A 22,617-nucleotide genomic window follows, 5' to 3' on the forward strand; every position below is an offset into this window, starting at 1 on the left:
TTATCCATTAATTAAAATAGTCTTCCAGTTTGCGCATTGCCGTATCTAAGCAGAACACCACCACATGGTCGTAGGCCTGTATCTGGGTATTCCCGTTGATCAGCATCGGTTCGCCATTGCGGATAAGCCCACCCAATGTCATATCGGATGGCAACTTCAGGTCGCGCACCATTTTCTTCGTAATCTTCGAATCCGGACGGGCTACCAATTCCGCTACGTCGGCGTTGGCAAAAGTCAGGCATTTCACATTGGTTACATCGGCATCCAACAGGAATTGGTAGATGTAGCTCGCCGCTATCTGCTTCTTATTGATCACCGCACCGATATCCATACTCTCCGCCATCGACACATATTCCATATTCTCCACACCGGCAATTGTTTTAAACACACTATACCGTTTCGCTGCCAGGCACGCCAGAATGTTGGTACTCGCGTTCTCCGTCAGGGCAATAAACGCCTGGGAGTCTTTGATCCCCTCCTGTTTCAACAGGTCCGGATCGCGTCCGTCGCCATTGATCACCAACACATTACCCGGCACCACCTCCGCAATGCGATGGCTCTTCTCTTTATCTAATTCGATCAGCCGGATGCGAATATGATTCGGCAGGTACTGGCAAGCACGAATGGCGATACGGCTTCCGCCCATGATGATAATCTTTTTCACTTCAGGATCCTCTTTCCCGGCCTGTTTGCGTACCTCTTCCACACCGGCTTTGGTGGTCGTGAAGAAGAGCAGGTCGCCCGAACGGATCACATCGCTTCCGCGTGGAATGATCGTTTCATGTTGCCGCTTGATAGCTACGACGTGATAGAGCTTGTTCTCGCTCGGCAGTTCATTTATCTGTTTGTCTACCAACCATGAGTTGTCGCGCACCTTTACCCCGATCAGTATCAGAGCCCCTCCGAAAAGTTCCCAATACTGGCGCGTCCAGGGACGGCGTATGTCGGAGACAATCTCCTTCGCAGCAAGCATTTCCGGATAGATCAACGTATTGACTCCCAGGTTCTCAAAGAATTCTTTATTCTTAGGCAACAGATATTCGTAGTTGTTGATGCGGGCAACCGTCCGTTTGGCACCCAGGTTGTGCGCCAGCATACAGGCCATCACATTGGTCGTCTCTTCGGGCGTGACGCTCACAAAGAGATCCGCCCCGCCTATCCCGGCCTCTTCCAGGTTGCGCAGCGAGGTCGGATTGCCCACTACGGGCAATATATCCATATTGGAATTGGGGAAAACCAGGCGATCTTCGTCTTCGTCCATCAGAATGATATCCATCTTCTCCTGGGATAACATCTTGGCTAAATGGGTTCCTACCGCCCCGGCTCCGGCAATAATTATCTTCATTTTCTAAAAATTATGAATTATGAATTATGAATTATGAGATTTGCGCTCATTCATAATTCATAATTCATCATTCATAATTTGTTTTTTAATGCTTTCCGCATCCATCCCGCACAGCTTATACAATTCCGGGATAGATCCTTGTTCCACAAACGAATCGCCTACGCCTATCCGTTCCACTTTTGCCGGATAGCCATGGCTGTTCATAAACTCCATCACCACAGAGCCAAGGCCTCCCTGTATCACGCCGTTCTCGACCGTGATGATGCGTTTGTATGTCCGTCCCACCTCGTGCAGGATCTCCTCGTCGATTGGCTTCAGGTAGATCATGTCGTAATGGGCTACCGATGCGCCTTCCTTTTCGGCTTCGTCGATCGCTTTTATCACCTCGTTGCCTATCGGTCCGATCGATAAGACTGCCAGATCACGTCCTTCTCTCAACAGCCGTCCTTTGCCGACAGGCAAAATCTCCATGGGGTTGCGCCAGTCTTTCTTTTCGCCTTTGCCCCGCGGGTAGCGGATTACAAACGGCGAGTCCACCGCCGCATACGCTGTGTACATCAGGTTGCGCAGATCGATCTCATGAAGCGGAGAGGCAATGATCAGGTTAGGGATCGGACGCATATAGGCCAGGTCGAACACCCCATGATGCGTCGGCCCGTCTTCGCCGACCAATCCGGCACGATCTAAGCAGAACACCACATGCAGGTTCTGCAAAGCCACGTCGTGGATCACCATATCATACGCCCGCTGCATAAAGGAGGAATAGATATTACAGAAAGGTATCATGCCCTCTTTGGCCAGTCCGGCCGAGAAGGTGACAGCATGCCCCTCGGCAATCCCCACATCAAACGCGCGATCGGGAAAGGCTTTCATCATCATGCACATGGAGCTTCCGGTCGGCATGGCGGGCGTGATCCCGACAATACGCTCGTCTTTTTCCGCCAGTTCCACCAACGTATGCCCGAATACATCCTGATAGAGTTGCGGTTCGTCTAAGTTTTTCGGCAATAGGCGCTTCCCGGTCTCCTTATTGAATTTGCCCGGCGCGTGCCATTCGGTGGCCGACAGTTCGGCCGGTTTGAATCCTTTTCCTTTTGTAGTCTTTATATGCAACAGGGTTGGTCCCTGCAGGTCTTTGATATCGTTCAGTATTTTGATCAGATACTTCACATTATGTCCGTCCACCGGGCCGAAATAGCGGATGCTGAATCCCTCAAACAGGTTATGCTGTTTGGTCAATAAGGCCTTCAGGCTGTTGTTGAAGCGGAGGATGCTGCCTTTGCGGTCGTCGGAGATCAGCTTCAGCCGTTTCATGGTCATAAAGGTGTCGTAGCGCAATTTGTTGTACGCCTTGCTGCTTGTGATATCTACCAAATATTGGCTCATGCCACCCACGCTCTGGTCGATCGCCATATCGTTGTCGTTGAGAATAATCAACAGGTTGTTCGGGTTGCTGGAGGCATTGTTCAACCCCTCGAAAGCCAACCCGCCGGTCATGGAGCCATCGCCAATCACCGCCACCACCTTGCGCGCATCATTCTTCTGCAATTTGGCAGCAACCGACATACCCAGTGCCGCCGAGATAGAGGTAGAGGCATGGCCGGCAACAAACGCATCGTAAGCGCTCTCGTTCGGACTGGGAAATCCACTGATCCCCTTCAGGGTGCGCAACGTACGAAACGCCTCTCTCCTACCCGTCAGTATCTTATGCCCGTAGGCCTGGTGTCCCACGTCCCACACAATGCGGTCTTCGGGAGTATTAAACACATAATGGAGCGCCACCGTCAGTTCCACTGTTCCCAGGCTGGCACCCAGGTGTCCGGGATGCTCCGATAACACATCTATAATATAATTGCGCAACTCGTCGCATACCTGCGGAAGTTCATCCAGCCTCAGGCGCCGAAGATCCTTCGGGTCATCGATCGCCTCCAGTAAACGCTCGTTTTTGCCATCTGTCATATTCACACAAATTTGCTGCAAAAGTACGGAATAAACCCCATATATAAGAATAAAACGAATGGATTTGAAGGATATTGCCTGACACACACCTCCATCCGCCACGGCTTGGTTGGCGCAACCAGAACAGGTGCAGGTATTTTCACATATTGTAAATTTTGAGGATACAGCCCCTCCAAACCTCCCCCAAGGGGAGGCTTAAGGTTAATATGGTAAAATTGGAATATACTGAAGTCCGGAAGGACTTCTTGACCACCACCTTCTCTTGATTTCCATCTTCAATTTCTTCCCTCTTTGAAAAATTCAGTAACTATTCCCCTCTCTTGTGGACAGGGGGAGAGGTCTCTTTTTTAAAACTGTCAAAATCTCGATTGTAAGCAAAAAGCCCGTTTTACTTACAAATCCATACGTTAAAAAGTGTTTCTCCCGGGAGTTTGCCTCCGAAGTCCCGCTTTTTTGCGCGCAAAGTCCCTCGAAAATTACAAATCGTAAGTTGAGGGTATTTGTCAAAAACAAAAGGGCTGCCTTTCCGGCAGCCCCTTATTAAGATTTCGAAATAACTTGTTTCTATTATTTATAATCCCTAATACAATAGTATACTTTATATTATCACCAGGGAGCAACCATCCACTCCATATCCAACCAACTGGCTTCCGCCTGATCTGTTGAAGAGCGCAGAGAAGCTTTTGTCATAGGAGTAATAACCGGAGCTTCATAAAACCGGAAGCTTGTCGAATAGATATTACCACGAACCAACCCATTTGTATAGTTCTTTTGCCCATCGGCATGAGGATTCACTATAAATGCGTAGCGTTTCTGGGTAATAGCCTCTTCCAATACAGAAGAATTCGTATTATGCATACCCAGGAAGTCTTCCGGATCTATGCTCGAAATATCAGGATAAACCATCGTAAAGGTTCCATCTTCTGCCCAACCATTACTCAATACACTAGCCAAATTTTTCTTGATCCATACCCCGGCTGTATTTACTTCATATCGTTCTCTGTAAACAAATTTCTGCTTGTCCCAGTTTACGTCGAATTCAACCCGCAATACCTCCGTCAAATCGTTCACATATTCCGGCTTCTCGTATGTATAGAACGAAAAGACAAAAGTGGAATCATTGAGTTTCTCCGGCTTAAACGAGTACCCATCGATAAGGCTTGTCTCATCCCAGGTCTTTTTTGATTGATCCTTCATAATATCATTCTCCATGATATACGAACGCGTTTCCACATTATACAGTGTTACTTCGGGAATATCTAACGTCCAACGGGTGGTATCCCATGACGATTCTAATACCTCTCCGGAAATAAAAAACGCTTTTGCATTTATATTCTTCTCTAAAGTAACAATCTTGTTGTTTATATCACTATATATGTATTTTACCTTATTCCTATTCTGTAACACATTGCCAATATCACTGTTACTATTGTCATACCACCAGGTAAGGTAGCGTTGATTGTTATTTTCATCCAACAGAGGTTCCCCCGATGCATCCTTTAAATAATAAATACCCGGGTTGTTTTTTGTATAATTGGATTTTTTTACATAATCCATGGTCATGTCTTTCTTAATATCTGTGTATTCCAGTCCCATTAAGCGGTTGGTTCTCGCACTTGTTTCGTAAGGTATACTATAATCGATCACCACATCCACACGGGCAGCAAGCTGAACCATCGGTATAATTACCTCACAATTCGCACAACCATCTAACGACACACTTCATAGCCTTCGCCATATTTCATCAACTCATTCGCTTTGAAATCGGCAGCCAGGGTTCCATTCCGGTGTTCGGTAATCAACTTCTGATAATCCGAATACTTTGTCAAGCCACTCTTGGCAACCACCTTTCCATTTTCATTCACCTCTTTAAACATATTGTCAAAATTGGCAATAGCAATGAAAAGAACTTTCCCAAATTCTATCCGGATGTCCTTAACGGTGATATAACCGTCAACCGGTGCCAGATCGGCGGCATTGGTTATATATCGCTCAGAACCTGCAATAACAGTCCCCTCGATAATATTATCACTCTCGTCGAACTTGATATCTTTAAAAGCAACGATATACAGATTGTTGATCTGCTTTTCCTCTGCCTTATCGAAAAATTGAACCGGTACTGCTTTCGTAGTCAGCCCACCTGTCTCCTGATTATATGCTTTTGTTTGCGAGCCTACCTGCCCAATATCTAAGCGAAGTGAAGAGGTAAGTTCCTTCTGTACGGTAGGAGCTACTAAGAGTTCCTCATGGGCGCAGGAAAAAAATATCCCTGCAAATAACAAAATGCTTAATAAATACTTCAGTCTCATATCACTTATTTATCTTATTTCTTTTTGACTCACAAAATGTGAATTCAACGGTTGAATCTCTTCTCCTGTACATTAAACCAAAAATTGTTCAAAATGTTCGTTCCCCTACAGGGAAAAGATGGTTTTTAACATTTGGGAAGCTGTAAAGTAACTATTCAGCGCATGTTACAGGCTTTCAAAGAAGGGGAAGATTTGAAGTCCGGAAGGACTTCCATATGGATAACCCCGAGCAAACGGAGTGCAGCTCGGGGTACACGGAATACATATAGATGAGCTCCGTAGGAGGTCTACCGTTGACCTCCTACGGAGCTCGTTCACAGTGTATCTACCTACCCCGAGCTGCGCTTCGCTGGCTTGGGGTTATCCACATTTAAGTCCTTACGGACTTTCTCTAATAGAATGTAAAATCTTAAATTATTACACTACTTGAACACAAACAATATTCTTCTTGGCATAAAAGTAGTATCAAAAATTTTGATACTATTTTTCTATTTTGCTTACAAATTCATAGTGTAAGCAAAAAGGCAGATTTTCGAGCATTTGTCAAGCAAACCAACTGTTAACAAATGTTTACTCCCGGGACTTTGACAAAAAAGTCCCGGGTTTTTGCCAAAATTCTCCCGCCAAAATAGCAAAATGTCATTTTTGATTTTTTGAAAAAAGGGCTTTTTAAGGGTTTTGCTTACAGATTGTAAGTGCCCCCTCTCCCCCTACTTGAAGACAAACAATAATCGCTAAACAGTTATGCTTACAAAAAGAATCTGAACTCGGAAATAGTTCAGACATTACTAAAAGAAAAAGGGTGAACCTTTTGGCTCACCCTCTCTATTTAAAGCAAATTTGTTCTATTAATTAGATCGCAGGATCTTATATTTGCGATCCGTTGTCAAATCAGTTAATGTATATTCCTCAGATACATATTCCGTATCGTTTTGTGTACTGTAATAAGAAAGTCTGACTTTATCCGAATCAGCAAGGTCTACCGGCAAAGAGATATAATTAGCATTGTTTGATGTTGAAGGCTCACCGCTGCGGGTCATTCTAATAGTTGCCAGTTGCTCTCCTCCATCTGCCTTCAGATAGGAAACTATTACATCCGTACCTCTTGGGATATTGCTTCCATTCCCTGTTCCATTTGCTGTATGATAAGTAAAATATCTCCGGATTTGATGCACCTTATGCGTCTGAACCAAATCTTTATTAGCATTTGCTCTCAACTGATCCAATGTAAATGTTTGAGCATATACATCTCCGTTATTAGTATTTCTACTATGCACTAAACGAACGCTTTCCACTCCAACAGGAATTTTAATAGTTCCTGTATAGTTAGGATGATTACTACTTGTAATACTAAAAGTAGTATATAAGATTTCACCATCTATAGAATAAACAGAAACTGTTTGATAACGTTCTATTCTTGTTGCTCCATACCGAACGGATGCGCTTCCAAATGTCACGTATTGGTTTACTGTATTTACCAAGTCTTTATTCCCGGTTGCTTTCAAATCAGCAATGGTTGTTACTAATTCAAAGACATCCGCCCCTGATGTATGACGCAATAACACAGAGGTGTTGTCATCTAATGTATTGGGGAATGACAATACGGCATTATTGTGATTATTATTATTCGTAGAGCTAGAGGTGGTAAACTCATCGTACTTCTCATTTCCATCTGCTGAATATATTTCAATTTTTCCAGATTGAATATTTGTAGTTGTTCCCTCTACCTTCCTGTATTGTCCTGCACCTAATGTCACATAAGAAAGATTCGGATTAATCAGGACTTTGTCATTAGTAGAGATAAACTCTGACACGCTAACATCCAATGTGCAACCGTTATAAGACAGGGTTAAGTTGCTAATATCAGAAGGAATAGTAATATCGCGTGTGCCGGTTGTCACAGCTCCATTACTAACACTAATTGAAGTTGTACCGGGACCATCCAATCCATCGTAACTAATAGTAATCGTTCCGGTAATATTTGTATTCGGAAATACCTTGAAGCTTCCTGCTGCTCTGATTGTCTTTTCCGTACTTTTTAGTATAATCGATTCCGTTTCAAAATAATCATTCACTATATGTATCGTTTCATTACTATCAGTCATGCTGGTAGTGAAGGTTACCTCCTGCGCTCCTGCGCTCCAGGCTTCGTACACAAAGTAGTATTTATTATCCACAAAGACAACCAGCATATTTTTATTATCGCCCACCGGAGTTAAGTACTTTGTTTCAATCAGACATTTCACCGGATACAATCCTGCCGGGAATGTTTCCGGGATATTAAAACGAAGCGTTACAGCGTCGTCTTTCCCTGTATACAGGATCGGAGAATTAGTCGATTTAAATGAGTATTTCTCGGATGAATAAATTGTTATTATACGCGACAGATTGCCACAAGAGACTCTTATGAAAGCTGAATCTACGCCTGAAGCCACCGGTTTTACAGTACCGGTTATTCTCCCGTCCACAATGGTAGGAGCTACCGTAAACAAATCATCACCCTCTACAACACGAATCTCAATGTTGGTATTATTTTCGGCACCACCATTCGGGAAATAATGAGTATTTGTGTCTAACTTATAATCCTCTTCATTTGTGGAATAGGCAAAGAGGTGAATCATCTTATCAACAACCAAACGGTTGTTCTCGTTATCTGAGATAGTAGGAGACTCCTTAACAATTTCCGCATAAAGGTTATTGGAAGCAGCAGCACCCATCGCCTCTTCAAAGGTTGAAGAACCATTGCTAAACGGGTCGCCATCAAAACTGTTCAGAATAATCTTATAATGATAATTCCTTTCAATCTCCCATGGAATCATAGAGAATTTATCTTTTATAAGATGAAGCTTATAATATCTATGCATCTCCTGCCCACCTTCACTATATGTGTTCTGTACAATCACATAGAGTTGATTATTCTCCGGATTCTCACATTCAAACATATACTTTTCAAGCATATCACACTCTGCAAAATCCGCAGTTACCCTATTGGCACGAGGTGTTGGCAATGTCAATCGTTCTGTATTTGTCACATCTGCCGCCTGATCAAATGGATTCCCGGCTGTTTCTGCGTAAGTAGTAACCGTTCCTGCACCGGCATAATTGCCAATAGCAAATCCGGAAAGACCAAAAGCACTCAATGTTCCTCCTGTATTCTCTCCTGTTCTATCCTCTACAGTCAGTTTTGCATAATTTCGCAAAAGTTTTATGCTGATTGATTCATTCAGATTGGTCGTAACCTGATAACGTCCCCAGTAAGCTTTCCGGGAAGTTACCATAGCGCGCATCACATCATTTTCATGTTGCCCTGTTGGTTCAGTCCATCCTGTCCAGTCATAGTTGCCTACGAAATGCATAATTCTTGTATCCATCGGCACGCGAGCTGTACCTGTTCCTTTTCCACCTGTCGCAGTTTCGGGCGTTAAGGTAGCCAAAGCACGACCCAGATAGTCACCATTTATGTCAAAAGCCATGATCCATAACCCGTCGTTACTTAATTGGGGATCACCTGCTTTGGTTACCAATATATAATCGGGGATTTCCAATGTATAATTAATAGAGGCATACTTGCCATCTTCTATCACTTCCGGCTGATAGGACGCCTCTTCACTACAAGAGGTCAACGCTAATATCAAAACTGAGAATATATATATAATCTTTTTCATCTTATTCCACTTTTTAGTATTCTTATACTTTTGCCCTTTGCTCACAATTAGATTTCAGCAGTTACTTCATCATCCTTCACATCACGCACACAACGGACAGAGCCGGTCGTAGAAGAGCCAGAATTATCAACATACCAGTCCATAAACAGTATTGTTTCACTACTTCTTGCACTCCAATAATAACTACCTTCCAAGATTTTTTTCACCTCACAGGCTTTTATATTTTGCAATACATCTATCAAATAGACCTCTGCCAAAGTTGGCATTCTCCAATCAGAATAAGTTTTTCCGGTATTAGAATCTGTCTCTGAGTATGTATCACAGAATGATTGCCGAGTAGTATATGAAGCACGGTCATTTACTCCGCACTGAGAAGCCAGCATAAAACGCGGAGATATGCGATAGTTGTTTTCCCCGGTATCTATTGTTTTACCATTATCTGTAAGCGGATAACCCATGATAGCATTATCTCGAAGATAATTCGTGAAGGTAACACCATTGGACCAACTGTTTTTAGTATAGTTTCTATCATCCGGATAAGGCAATTTAGAATAATCAGCAACCAAGGAATTTATCATATACATCGCCTTATTGTCCTGACCATTGCCTCCACTTGGTGTTCCTGTTGTTGTATGAGAAGTTACATATAAAGGAGGATACTGTATCACTGTCACATCTCTTGTCAAGCCATTCAGGTTGCGCACAGTAAAGGTTATCTTCCGTGGCACAAAGTTATCTGGCAGCGGAGTGAAAATATTAATATTACCATCTTTCTCCCCGGTAAAAGTAACATCTACCCGGTCCTTATCTATTTCAGTATATCCGGATACTGTCCATTTATATACCGTCACATCAGTAATAGATACATTCGAAGAAGACTGATAGATAGTCATTGTATTGGAATCATTCGGCAGACTGATATATACATCCCGTACCTGCAAATAATGTATGGGAATGATATCCACCTCTGTTAAACGAATATCAATCCAATCTAAAATTTCATAATCGAAATTGATGGTTTTATTCTTTACATCAATCTTACCGGTCGACTTATAATAATAACCATGGATAAGACCATCGGTTGTTTTTGTTGTTGACCCTGATACCTTCTGGGGGTTCAGAGCCATTTTATAGGTCTTTGATTCCGTAAAATCTGCGTTTGATTCCGTCAAATTCCCTGTAACCTTAATTTCAACAAAGTCAGTTTCTGATGTTTCTCTTTCATAGGTATAAAAAGAGAATATCTTCTTTGCGGCTACTTCTTCTGTCGAGATTATTGTAACCGGGCTGAAGTCGGAAGCAGAGGCAACTGTTCCTACATTATTTACTTTAGTATTATATGTATAATTATCTCCATATTCCTTTAAAAAGGCTTGCGATTCCACGTTGATTCCCCCAACACTGTATCCTGTCACTTCGTATGTCCATGGATCTGAAGCTTTCGCATTTTCAAAATCGATATAAACATCTACCCTGGCAGCCAGTTGAGTCATTTCTACATGTAAGGTTCTATCAGCCCCAATGGTTTTCTTTACATCAGCAAACTTGACTAAGTTATCTGATTCAAATACATATAAATCATTTTCCTCTTTAACCTTTTCGAGAATAGCAGCTTTAGCAGTAGCATAACTACAACCAGCTTTGAAATGTTCCTTCAGATCAGTTTCTGACCAGGTCGTATTTGCTAAAGCGACAACCTGTACATCCCCGAAGATGCCTTTTAGTCCTGTTAAGCTATACATTTTTCTTCCCGTGTGAAGCGGATCATCCTCACCGGCATCATCTCCGAAAGTCTGATAAGCAAAGTCCAAGAAATCTCCAACTGTATTTCCGGAAACTTCAAAAAGAGCAACGGCTAATGAATTGATCTTTGTTTCCGGTGCAGTTGCATATTCATAATCCGCCTTTGTTACAACTTCTTCGGAAGAGAAAGTGATATCCAATGTAGTGGATTGACCTCTCTCTGTTGGCTGCAGGAGCGTTTCTTCCACACAAGCGGAGAAAGAAACCATTATGGCCAACAATGCTAATAATAATATGTTCTTAAGTTTCATGTTATGATTATTTTATCTTTTTGTTTATCACCTTATCGCTGAAAAATCAACCCCTGAGAGGGGCAATCTCTTTGCTAAAACCAATAAAAAGATAAAATGTTCGTTTGCATACCGTCAAAGATTGATTTTTAACATTTACAACACAAAACAATAGCTATTCCGGCAGGTTTGAAAGGTCTCATGCAAATTCAATTGCCGTCTGCTTTAGCTGACGGTAGTAAGAAATACAAGGAAATGGCTTTAGCCAAATAAATAACATATTCGGCTAAAGCCATTTTAATGAGGCTCCTGATCCGTCAGCTAAAGCAGACGGCAATTGAAGAAAAATTATCAATTATCAACTATCAATTTGCATCCCCCCTCTTTCTACGAATCGAAAATCGGCCTTAGCCAAACCCTCAAAGTAGCAAAATAATATTTTGGCGGGAGAATCTCATCAAAAAAACCGGGAAGCCGCTCATGGGCTTCCCGGTTTTTGAGGGGTTATTGTTACTCCGTTCCCTCTGTATTAGCAGAGAAACTGAAGAATAAGGCTTATTACCGAGTAAATGTGGTCGTCGCCTGAACGAAATAGGGGTTCGTGATATAAACCGTTGTCTCTGCTCCTGTAGTACCGGTTCTTGTGATACGGAAGCCACAAGGAACAGCTTTTTGGTCTCCTACATTATTCAATGCCAGGTAGGCATCATATTCCAATCGCTTGATAAAGTAGAAAGCATTTATATTATTACCCGGAATATTCGATGGGCCATAACCTACCACCATAGCATCCACATTGGCCGGGTCATTCTGGATATCGCGCCGGTCTGATTCCATCAGGAATTCCAGAGGGAAGATGGCCGGATTCAAGTCGTTCGGAATATTAAACGTGATTGTTACCAACTCGCCTATTGCTGTGCCTACACCACTCGCGGATCTTGTCGGAACATTTATATTCCAAGGTTTGCGCAATATCAGATTAATCGTACGGCTTAAGCCATTTGCAACATACACTTTAATGGTTTGTTCTTTTACTCCGTTCGCCGGAAGAGCTTGGGGAGTAAGCATAATTGACTTCCAGCCCGTATTGTTGCTGCCTGTTACGGCACCCCAACTGTTAATAACATCTCCTTGAACTGTTACCAAATCAGTCTGCACCAAAGAATTATCAATAGCCGTACCGGCTACATTCCGTGAATACATATATTTCAGTTCAAAGGGCTCTTCAGTTACAATCACCTTATTGGTGAAATTAACATACAACCGGTTCACGCCATCAGAAATATTCAATAGATTCTGTGTCTCCGTAGAGGCAGAGATATTATTGAATGCTACATTATTAGCCGCTTTCGATGCTGTGTCGTAACCGGTGCCTACTACTCCTGTTATATTTATTTTATACTGGAAGTTACGCAACAGCGGATAATATTCAAATATCCCTTGAGCATCGGCCTGCCCGATATCTATCCTATAATAGGAACTGGTGCCTCCATCATATTTCCCTTTTATCAACACAAAGGTTGGGTTGGAAGAAGCAACGGCACGTTCATACAGGTAGAAAGCATTCGTGCCACGATCGAAAGCCGTCCCTACTGAATTTACTGTATTCTCCAATGTCATACCGGAAGGAATCCAACCGCTATAATCCTGTGCAATAATATCGTTAAAATCCATACAAGCACCACCGGTCGTCACATATTTCGCAAACTTCCCTCCACTGATATAGGGAGCCATCGAGCCGATATTGGGTGTATTGATAACGGTGAAGCCTTCCAATACGAAGTTAGGAAGATTTTCTTCTACGGTAATCTTGGCAAAGTTACGCACTAAAGGGACTTTGGTCATCAAGCCTTTCGTTTCGGCATTATCTTGAATCCCATATTCAAATTCCACCCGTTGCCAATAGGCATCCTTTTGAGAGGTAGTCATCAGATCGCCAATCAGATTAGCTTCCTGTCCGTAATTCAGCGTACCAATACTTTGCTCTGTTGAGATAAAATGAATGGCGCGAAACTCCGTTGTTTGATTCAACTCTATTTTGAATTTATATTCACGTTCTACGCCGCTACCCGTAGCTCCTACGTAGGTCGCCTGCTTATATTGGGTCAAGTAGCCCGATTTATTAAAAACAATCAACCAAAGAGGTATCAGACTTCTCTCCTCGTTCACTTCTCCGAGAGCCTTTGTCTCAAATGTAGCAATATCAGGGATACGCGTACTGAATATCAGCTCTACCGGTTCGCCCTCATTTGCGTTGCCATTCGCCGGCGTATCAATCAACTCCTGCGTACAGCCTGTAAAGCAGAAAGCCAGCAGACATAGACTCAAACTATATATATATTTCCAAGTATTCATTGTTGTATCGTTTTATATTATTGTTTAACCTCGGTAGCATGATAAGTATTTGCCGCTTTCGCTTCGTCACCCCAATACCAGATATCGTAAACGCAACGGCAGACAACATCGTTGCTATTATCAGATGAAATATTAGCGCCATTAACATAACGCCCACTACTTGCCCAATAACGAGCGGTAGGAACAAATAGATTGGGGATTTTTCCATTCGCTTGGAGATTATTACGAACAAACATAATCTCAGCTTCTGTCGGCAATCGCCAACGTCCTGCCGGATAACCTGCCTCTTGATATGTCGCACAACGTTTCTTTGCACTGTCATAAGATAGATTAAGTAAGAGAGCATAAGCAGAAGAGATCTTATATGCAGGGGCAATTATATTTCTTTCAGTTGTAGCAACTTGTATTTGTGATGCATCGCTCCAATAGTCACGGGTTCTACTATTAGAAGTTTGACCAGTCAGACGTTGAGCCAAACTGCTATTATCATCGGTATTATTATTCCAACCACTGGCAACTCTTGGATCACCAATTCTATAAGTATAAGTCGTCGCATTATTACCTGTGCCATCTTTATACGTTGAATTGCTCTCATTAAATGCAGTCACATACACATTTGTAGTTCCCGTAATCGCCAACTCTTCATTCGCTATAAAAGAGTAAACATTACCATAGCTCGCCTTTACATGAGGTTGATAATTTCCAGTTGGGGAACCATTGTTCCCGTCCGCATTATGGTCAAAACTATAATAACGACCGGCACGTCCATTTGAAGCATTAGCGGCATAAGCTTTTGCTCCCGGCATCGTAGCATCCTTAACCCTCGCAAAATATCCATTTACAAAAATATCATCTCCTGCTCCCATTGACATATACAACGACGGATATTGCACCATAGTAACCTTTTCCTCCATTCCATCTTCATTTTTTACGGTCAGATAGATAGTATATGGAACATAGTTTGCAATAACATCTGTTAAAAGATGGTGGAGGGTGAAGGTATTATTTGTAATCTCGTTTTGAGGAATAGTATAACCATTTAGCTTACTACTTGTTTCTTTGTTCCCTACATATTTCCCTGTTGTATACGACGGATAGGTAACGCTATCCACCGTCACCGTTATAGCCGACGAACTGGAATAACCTATCGTACAGGTAGTCTTATTAAAGAACTCTTTAAACTTTTCATCCACCACAAGGTATTTAAAGTCTTCCAGAGAGGTGTTAATATCTTTTGTTCCCCAATCAACAATCACATAGGAAGGATCCAAGACAATTGGAATATCCGGCACGAAGCTACCCAGGATGCGTACAGCCAGCTTCACCCGATAGTAGGTATTGCGTACAAACTCCATTCCTTCCAGATTCAGAGGAACCATATAATAACAGGTCTTAAACTCTGCTCCCGGATCAGGAACACCGTCTTTATCGGAATCTATTTGCCAGGGTACCTCTAAAGTCATATAGGCAGTCGTGGATGTATTATCTTCCCAATCCGAAGAATAGGAATAGAACGGCAGTTCCTGTGCATAATGCCCTGTGGGATTCCCGCCTTGCTGAACCGCATCGAAAGACATTCGCGTAGCATCGAAATAGTCGCTTGATGCCAATGTATTTATCTTACCATCAACCAATCCTCTCTTCACACCTTTATAAAAAGAGACTGTCATACCTGCCGGGTTGGATATCCACTGTATCTCATTCTCGCCGGTTGCTGTTCCTACTACCTCCGTAATATATAGTTCTATTTTAGAAGCCGCACGTTTCAACTCAACAGTTCCAGTCACTGCCATATTAGCACGCACCAAGGTAACGGCGTCCTGTCCATCCATCACAAAAGAGTCCTGCTTCTTAGAGACAAACTGATCATTTTTCTCTTCTACAAAATCAGCTGTTAGTTCCATCGCTTTTAAGTTATCGATAGAAGTCACATCCGGAAGCGTTACGCCCGTCGGCAGGTTAGCGATTGCATAGATTACAGCATCTTCACTCGCGGTGCCACCCGGGAAAATCTCATTGACCAAAGCCGTTGTGATAGGAATATGAACGGTTGCCTGAGTATTCGTGTTAGCTTCGAGTGTTACACGTTTATGCAGTTTCGCTTTTTCATTTGTCTTGCCTGTTGGGTAGAAAAAGCAATCCAACGTGAGCAACAGATTTTCATTGTAACTATCTACTCCTGCTTCTGTAGCCCGTGTATCAATTGCGCTACTATTAAGTTGCAAGGTTATATACCCTGAATTACCATCCACCGGTTTGCGGATTTCCTCCTCCCAAGAGCAGGAAATCATTCCTACGTTTAATAACAGGAGGGCGCTTATCGCGTACAATATACTATTTAGCTTGTTCATAACTCTTAGTTTCTTGATTGGATGATTGTCATATTAGTTAAATTCTCTCCATACATCGCCGGATTCAACGCTTTCACGATAATGGTTCTTCCGTCGACTGTCTTTACAACAATTTCAAGCTTCGCTTTGTTCGTTTGACCGTCACGCGGATATTTCGGCATAATTCTTATTTTGGCACCTTCTCCTACCTTACCGGAATAAGAAGCATGCTGTGCATTCTCATCATCCACAAATACGAAAGCATCAGAACGACCCTCTTCAGGAATGAAAGAGGCATACCAGGTAGCACCGACAGGATGATCAAGATAAAAAGTACCTTCAACAGGAACTGTCGTGGAGTTCAGGTATAGTTCTGCTTTCTGATTTATTACATAATCCAAGGAGGCGTTTGCTGCTTGCAGATTCGTCCAAGTCAAGAAATTATTTTGGAAGATGGTTGCAACCTGATCATACTTCCAGGTTACTTCATTCAAATCCCAATCTTGTACTTCAAAGGTAAGCGTACAGATCACATCCTCTTTCGTTACCAATACATTGACCGTTAACTCATAAATATATCCGGCTTGGATAAATAGATTTTGGGGATTGGTCTTGTTATTAAAGACACCCTCTTTCGTCGGAGGATTGATTACATATTTCCTATTAATCGTTTCCCATCTGCCGTCGATATCCAATGTAAAGGCTAAAGAGGTAGTATCAGCATCAGCACTGGTAGGCGCATTCGGGAAAGTGTAAAACTCAGCTAAAGGAGCAGGAAGCCCTGTATTAGCTACGATACCTGTTCCTTCTCCATTTACAGTATACAAAGACATCTTGTCCGTAGCTCCCCAAGCCACTGTGTTTGTGAATAAACCATTTGTTCCTTCTTTCGAAGCATCCAACGTAGTTTGGATTTTCTGATTCATCAACTGCACATTGGTCAAAGACACATCACCCAAGACTGCATCCTCTGCAAATTTCACATTAATAGCTCTCAGACGCACCTTAGCAGCTAATTGAGACAGAGTAACATCAAGCGTTTTCACATTGCTACGCGCAGCCTCTATCGTTGGGTATCCGTCCGTTTTTTGGTAAAAAATGTTTTTCTGTCCAAACTTAACCAACTCATTCAGCTCGTCAATACCCATGATAGTGGCATCGATCTCCGCTTTCGTTTTATTAGCGAGTGCTTCAAAACTGATTTTCGTATTGCCTATTACATATAATGTATAAGCAGTACCTGTTTTCAGGAGAACTTGCATGTTTAAGTTCTTTGTTCCTTCTACATACTTTACACCATCTTTTACACTGTACACAGCTGTACCTTTAAAAACAATTACAGAGGCAGACGTAATGTCATCGTCTTCTGTACCCCCGTTAGTAGATTCCCCTGCTCTTGTGCTCAAATCACTGTCGTGTAGGTTAAAAGAAACGTACAATTCGGTTTGTTCAGCATCGGTCGCCGGGTTAGTCTTCGTCAATTCGTTTAAAACGTCATCTTCCATGGAGCATGCTACGGCTGCAAAAAGGAAGGAAGCAATTAAAAATATATTACTCAGTTTCATGATGAAATATTTATTGCGATTATTTATTCTATTTATCTGTTAGCAAAAATAAGGAGTAATTCCTTTGGTGGCGATAGGTAGTTATTTCAATTATAAGGGGTGAACCTACCGATTTTCAATAAATGAGAATTTTACATAGGAAGAAAGAGAGGAATACCTATAAAACGAAAAGAGCCGCTTCATGATGAAGCGGCTCTTTTCGTTTTATAATTTATGCCATTATTATATATCTCCAACGCAACGGACTGTTTCATTATAACCGACCGTAGGTATGAAATAACTATGTCCCAGGTTATTTATTGACGGGCATCACGTACACAACGCAGGCGATATTTACCCGGTGATAGGGTCATGTAGGATCCGCTGAAGCCAAATCCCTGACGGGGATCTCCATTCGGATTATTGACACGAGCCGTATTTGTTTCATAATTCCAGAAAGAATAATAGGTTTGCGCCTGAATAGGTGTTTTATAGCCCTCGTTATTATCTGCTCCTTCACCTAAGACGGATGTAATAAGAATCACTTCATTCTGCGTGGGCGGACGCCAACCTTCGGTACCGTAAAACTCTTCACACGGATTTCTTCCCTTTCCTTCATGGGAAGTCGGCCTGAATATCTTTGCCATATCACCCCAATACAATCCACCACCAGCACCATCATAATCCCTCCAGAAATGGCTTCCAGGCAAAGAACCAGTCTGTACATCCACTCGTGGAGTAATCACTAAAGTCGCCACGTCAAGTGCCTTATAAATCTTATTTTCATCACTATATTCATTATGCATAGCATGCATTCCGATACGGAGATAGTCGCTTCGCAAAGATTCATTTGTTAATCGATCTCCTACAGTTACCGTAACATATCCGCCCAACTCATAATAGCCAGATGATGTGTATCTACGCCCTAAAGAAGTAACCGTCAGATTTTTATCCGCAATAGGATCGTAAGTATCCGTTGCTTCCTTTGCCAGGTTTCGCGCACAACGCACATGGAAGGTTCCATAACCCAGTTTCGGATTTGAATATTCACCCAAATCAAAGCTAACAGCATTCCCTTCTTCTGCCCAATAGACATGACCACCGGAAGCGGCATAATGGAAGAATTCCCAATTCTTTTGTTGGAATTCAGCCGGATACAGCTTAGCCGCATTCGGAAGCGCATTGGTTCCTATCCATAAATGCTGGTACTGGTTGATAGCCGGCAAATACCATTTGATTTCATTTTGATCTATCTTGCCATTGCCATTTTCATCCCGATTACGACTCATACAAGCGGCATAGGCTTTTGCTTTATAGAGATCCCAATCTTCATAGGTAGTTGTTCCGCTGCCACTTTCTGTCTTAGTCGTTCGTTCACCAATAATGTCTGCACTGAACCAACCTGTACTCGCAGTAAGAAGATCTTTATTAGCCAATTCCTCTTTCATCAGGGTAAGGCCATTCTCATATCCAGATGAGCGCTCACCAGCAGACAAGCCATAGTTTAATCCAGCCTTTGACTTATCGCGGGGAGAGAGAGTTTCGTAGTCCGATGGTAAATTTTCATTAAACCACTCCAATCCCCACGGGTGAGATACTTCATCTAAGTTATAGAATGTAACAATAGGCTTTTGCCGGATCACATAGCGGGCAGTAGATACAACGGATGCATTTCCGCTCGGTGTAGCCTGCTTAATCGCGATAGACATGGTTCTTGCTTTATCCATAGCGCGTGAAGGGCTATAACTAACGAAATCAACTAATGGTCTATCGCTATAATAGTTCTCACTTACGTAAGCATAGACCCGAGCCGGTTTTTTATAATATTTACCGTCTGGTTTAAAGGCCGCCGCCAGGTCATTGATTGTCATAAGCATCGAATTACTGGCAGGATCACTGAAATCAGGGTTCTTTTGTTGTCCTTCCAAAGTAAGGACATCCTGCTCGTCGACAAAATAAACCCAGTTGATATCCGCGCCTGACTCATCCACCTCTGTCTCTGCCCAAGGGGTAGGGTTGGCTACTGTTTTTACTTTCGAGACAAATGTATAATCACCTAACGATTCTCCGCTCTGGAATGTAAGGAATACGCGTCCGTAATGGGCATCCAGTTCCAGATAGTCACCCTCAGCAAAGACAACTTCACCATCCGAACGAGGATTATCTTCTTCTTCTGTCGTAGCTTCTACAATGATATCATTGACACCGTTAATTGTTACATTATAGGTATACTGATGATTCCGTTTGATACTGAAATCACCCGCACCATCGATATAGCCTAAATGGATATAATAAGTAACGGTAGCACTGGCCGGCAGTTCTTTATCTTTATTATCTCCTTCAAAAGGATATTTCGCATTTCCCGAATAGGAACCTTTTAAAACAATATAGGTTGATGTTTCCGGAGCAGCATTTCCTTCCCGCCATTTGGCCTGTTCGCGTGCAAAATCATCACCTGTAGTTGGGAAACCGGTAACCTTATCATTCAAATTTTCTAACATATAGAAGCTGAAAGACTGCTGGTTAAAGGTTGTACTGGCATTCGTATAATTGAACACTTCCCCTTCCGGCACACCCGTGATCGCTTTATCATTAAAGAGATGTACACCCTTCGGCAAGTTCATAACCTGCCAAGACTCAGGCACAAAGCCTGCACCGGAAATATTAAATTTGACCGTAGCAACAGCTCTATCCAATCGAACAACGCCAGCCGAGATGCTTCCGTCTTCACTGATCAGACACTGACCCGCACTCAAAGCGGCATTTGCCTCGGTATCATCGGGTATAAACTTACCACTCATCAGGAAAATATCACCCGCCCATGTCGTATACTCATCAGACATCATAGCCGTAAACTCCAGCCACTTCTCCAATGTCTTTTCTGATTTGTTTGTATTGCCCACGAAAAGATCAATCCGCGAACGCAAATCATCAGCCGGATTATCAGAAGAGAAATTATTTGAAGTCACATTGGCTACCCCATAGATTGTCTTTAATCCGGAGGTCGTTTTCATTTTAACCCGTCCATCGTTATCTGCGAGCGAAGGGAGTAATTCTTCCTTCGTAAAGTATTGACTACCGGAATAAGAGCCGTCTTTATTAAACAATACCACATAGAAGTCTTCAACGGCACTTCCCAATTCGTTGTTTGCACGTGTTACCACCGTCCGTTTGTCGGTCTGGAAATAAATTGAAGCCTCAACAGGTATACCTTCTACTACATTAATCTTCTTTCCCGGGTATTCCGCTTCATCCGTACAGGCACTTACAAGGAGAGTACCGACTAACAGGAATAATATCTTTTTGCTAAACTGTTTCATGATTCTTATTATTTTAGATATAGTTATTTATAAAATAAATATATTTCCTTTATTCGAAAGAAGGTATATCAAACGGTGGTAGTATTGTCCAGGTATTGACCGCGTATTCCAAATCTATATCTACAGAGACATTCGGTAATGTGGTAATGGTTCCCGCCAAGGTATAGATATTTCCATGAATCACGCCATCCGTAAATTTGCGCGGTTTGGGGTCTCCATTCGCATCGTTTCCTACGCCTGAGGCAGGATCTCTCACCGGGTTAATGCGGATGCGATATTTCGTATTATATTTGGTGGTTTTGCTTTCCAATACTTCTTCTTCTCCAATCAATATCATGTCCTCTATATCCTTATCCGTAACGTCCTCACTGGCACCCTTCTTAAAAATGGGAACCACCTCTTCAGAAGCGCCACTTTGCGGATATCCTTTATTATCCAGACTAACAAGCGAGAGTTCTTCGTTTGCTTTTAACGGTAACTGAGCTAACTGCTTAGTTTTCCTGTCTCCGTTTTCCCAAATAGCATCAAACGTAATATGCAACATCTCATCTAAATTATTTGTTTCTACGATTTCACGCTCATAGGTATAGAACGAGAAGGAATAGGTAAGTCCATCAACGGATTTTTTCACCAGCCTTACCGGGACATTCTTAATCAATTTCTCAATCTTATTTTGTCTATCGGGATAATCCAATAACACTTTCGATTTTGCCTCTATATTATGAATTCGGATATTCTCTACATCTACCGTCCATCCAATGGTTTGGGAAACCACCCAATAATAGGCGCTTGTCATGATTATTCGATGCGCATTAGCCAATTTATTCTTCCCATCTGTACGCTTTCCGTTATTATCATAAAAATAATATTCTGAAGCTTCCAAAGACAATTCAGGTTTATTACTATACAACACATTAACAATAATATCTTTACCGGTAGCATCCACAAGAGTAATATCCCGGTAGCCATTTGACGGTCCTTTCCCAATATTTACTCTCTGATAAATATCATTCACCGTTTCCATAGAGACAACCAATTCCGGCTTAGCCATATCAATACCTTCCGGTTCAAATGTAAAGCTGATATCTACGCGCGCGGCCAATTGGGTCAACGGAATCATAATCTCTTTTGCTTCCGCTGGCGTTAAAGGCTTATCAGCCGTATATACCTTCTCGCCCACCTTTACCAATTTGGTAGCCGTAAAGTCGGCATAATAGGAGTTGCCGGTCGCTTCATCTGTCATCGCTTCCGTATAGTCCAGCATATTCTCCTCATACTCGGTCATAAACTGAGCATAAGTGCTACCTACGGCGGCATAAGTAAACTCTTTTGTCGGATTGGCAACTACCAGAAAACGAGCAGCGCCTAATTTGGCTTTGACGCCTTCCAAGGTATAGATGAAATTATCAGGATGCTCCGTAAAGGTATAATCATCCTTCGACCAATAGACTTTAGAGTCATCGGTTGATCCATCAAAAACAACTACCAGGCAAGAGTTGATTTGTTTCTCCTCTCTCTCTGCCTCATAATAGTAGCGATCTTCCTCTATATTAGGGTACAAATTCGCTTTACTTACTAAAATATCCTCAGAAGAAAGGGTTAGGCTAACCTGAAGTTCTTCGCCATGGGGCGAGGGCACCGGAGCTTCAATCAAGCTTTCGGAAGTGCAGGAAAAAAATAACCCTACAGCCGATGCCAGCAATAGTATATTTTTAAGTTTCATAATCATGTTATTTATCAGTTAATTCTTTTCTTTT

11 protein-coding genes are annotated in these 22,617 nt (G+C 42.3%); all 11 read right to left on the minus strand.

The window, feature by feature from the left end; all coding sequences use genetic code 11:
• Window positions 1-7 precede the first annotated feature (7 nt).
• Window positions 8-1,345, minus strand: a complete 1,338-nt coding sequence (trkA, locus tag M2137_RS10245; RefSeq protein WP_280766341.1) for a Trk system potassium transporter TrkA — start codon at window positions 1,343-1,345, stop codon at window positions 8-10.
• 57 nt (window positions 1,346-1,402) lie between these two features.
• On the minus strand, window positions 1,403-3,304 hold the full coding sequence (gene dxs, locus M2137_RS10250; protein WP_280766342.1) for a 1-deoxy-D-xylulose-5-phosphate synthase: 1,902 nt from the start codon (window positions 3,302-3,304) through the stop codon (window positions 1,403-1,405).
• A gap of 606 nt (window positions 3,305-3,910) precedes the next feature.
• A complete protein-coding gene (locus M2137_RS10255; protein WP_280766343.1) occupies window positions 3,911-4,981 on the minus strand; it encodes a hypothetical protein in 1,071 nt (356 codons plus the stop codon).
• A 32-nt stretch (window positions 4,982-5,013) separates the two neighbouring features.
• On the minus strand, window positions 5,014-5,613 hold the full coding sequence (locus tag M2137_RS10260; RefSeq protein WP_280766344.1) for a hypothetical protein: 600 nt from the start codon (window positions 5,611-5,613) through the stop codon (window positions 5,014-5,016).
• 848 nt (window positions 5,614-6,461) lie between these two features.
• Window positions 6,462-9,278 carry a hypothetical protein gene (locus M2137_RS10265; RefSeq protein WP_280766345.1) on the minus strand — a complete coding sequence of 939 codons (2,817 nt, stop codon included), beginning with the start codon at window positions 9,276-9,278 and terminating at the stop codon, window positions 6,462-6,464.
• A gap of 47 nt (window positions 9,279-9,325) precedes the next feature.
• Window positions 9,326-11,332 (minus strand): fimbrial protein, encoded by a 2,007-nt coding sequence (locus tag M2137_RS10270; RefSeq protein ID WP_280766346.1) that lies wholly within the window; start codon window positions 11,330-11,332, stop codon window positions 9,326-9,328.
• A gap of 537 nt (window positions 11,333-11,869) precedes the next feature.
• Entirely contained in the window at window positions 11,870-13,666 is a 1,797-nt protein-coding gene (locus tag M2137_RS10275; protein ID WP_280766347.1) for a hypothetical protein, read from the minus strand.
• Between the two features lie 17 nt (window positions 13,667-13,683).
• Window positions 13,684-16,017, minus strand: a complete 2,334-nt coding sequence (locus tag M2137_RS10280; RefSeq protein ID WP_280766348.1) for a hypothetical protein — start codon at window positions 16,015-16,017, stop codon at window positions 13,684-13,686.
• Between the two features lie 5 nt (window positions 16,018-16,022).
• Complete coding sequence (locus M2137_RS10285) at window positions 16,023-17,561, minus strand: fimbrial protein (RefSeq protein WP_348538033.1); 1,539 nt, start codon at window positions 17,559-17,561, stop codon at window positions 16,023-16,025.
• 296 nt (window positions 17,562-17,857) lie between these two features.
• Window positions 17,858-20,860, minus strand: coding sequence for a DUF4906 domain-containing protein (locus M2137_RS10290; protein WP_280766350.1), 3,003 nt, complete (start codon window positions 20,858-20,860; stop codon window positions 17,858-17,860).
• A gap of 49 nt (window positions 20,861-20,909) precedes the next feature.
• The gene (locus M2137_RS10295; protein ID WP_280766351.1) at window positions 20,910-22,583 is read right to left on the minus strand and encodes a fimbrial protein; all 1,674 of its coding nucleotides are present in this window, start codon (window positions 22,581-22,583) and stop codon (window positions 20,910-20,912) included.
• Window positions 22,584-22,617: the final 34 nt, after the last annotated feature.

Origin of the sequence: Parabacteroides sp. PFB2-10, assembly GCF_029893085.1 — a bacterium.
Lineage (GTDB): Bacteria > Bacteroidota > Bacteroidia > Bacteroidales > Tannerellaceae > QVMG01.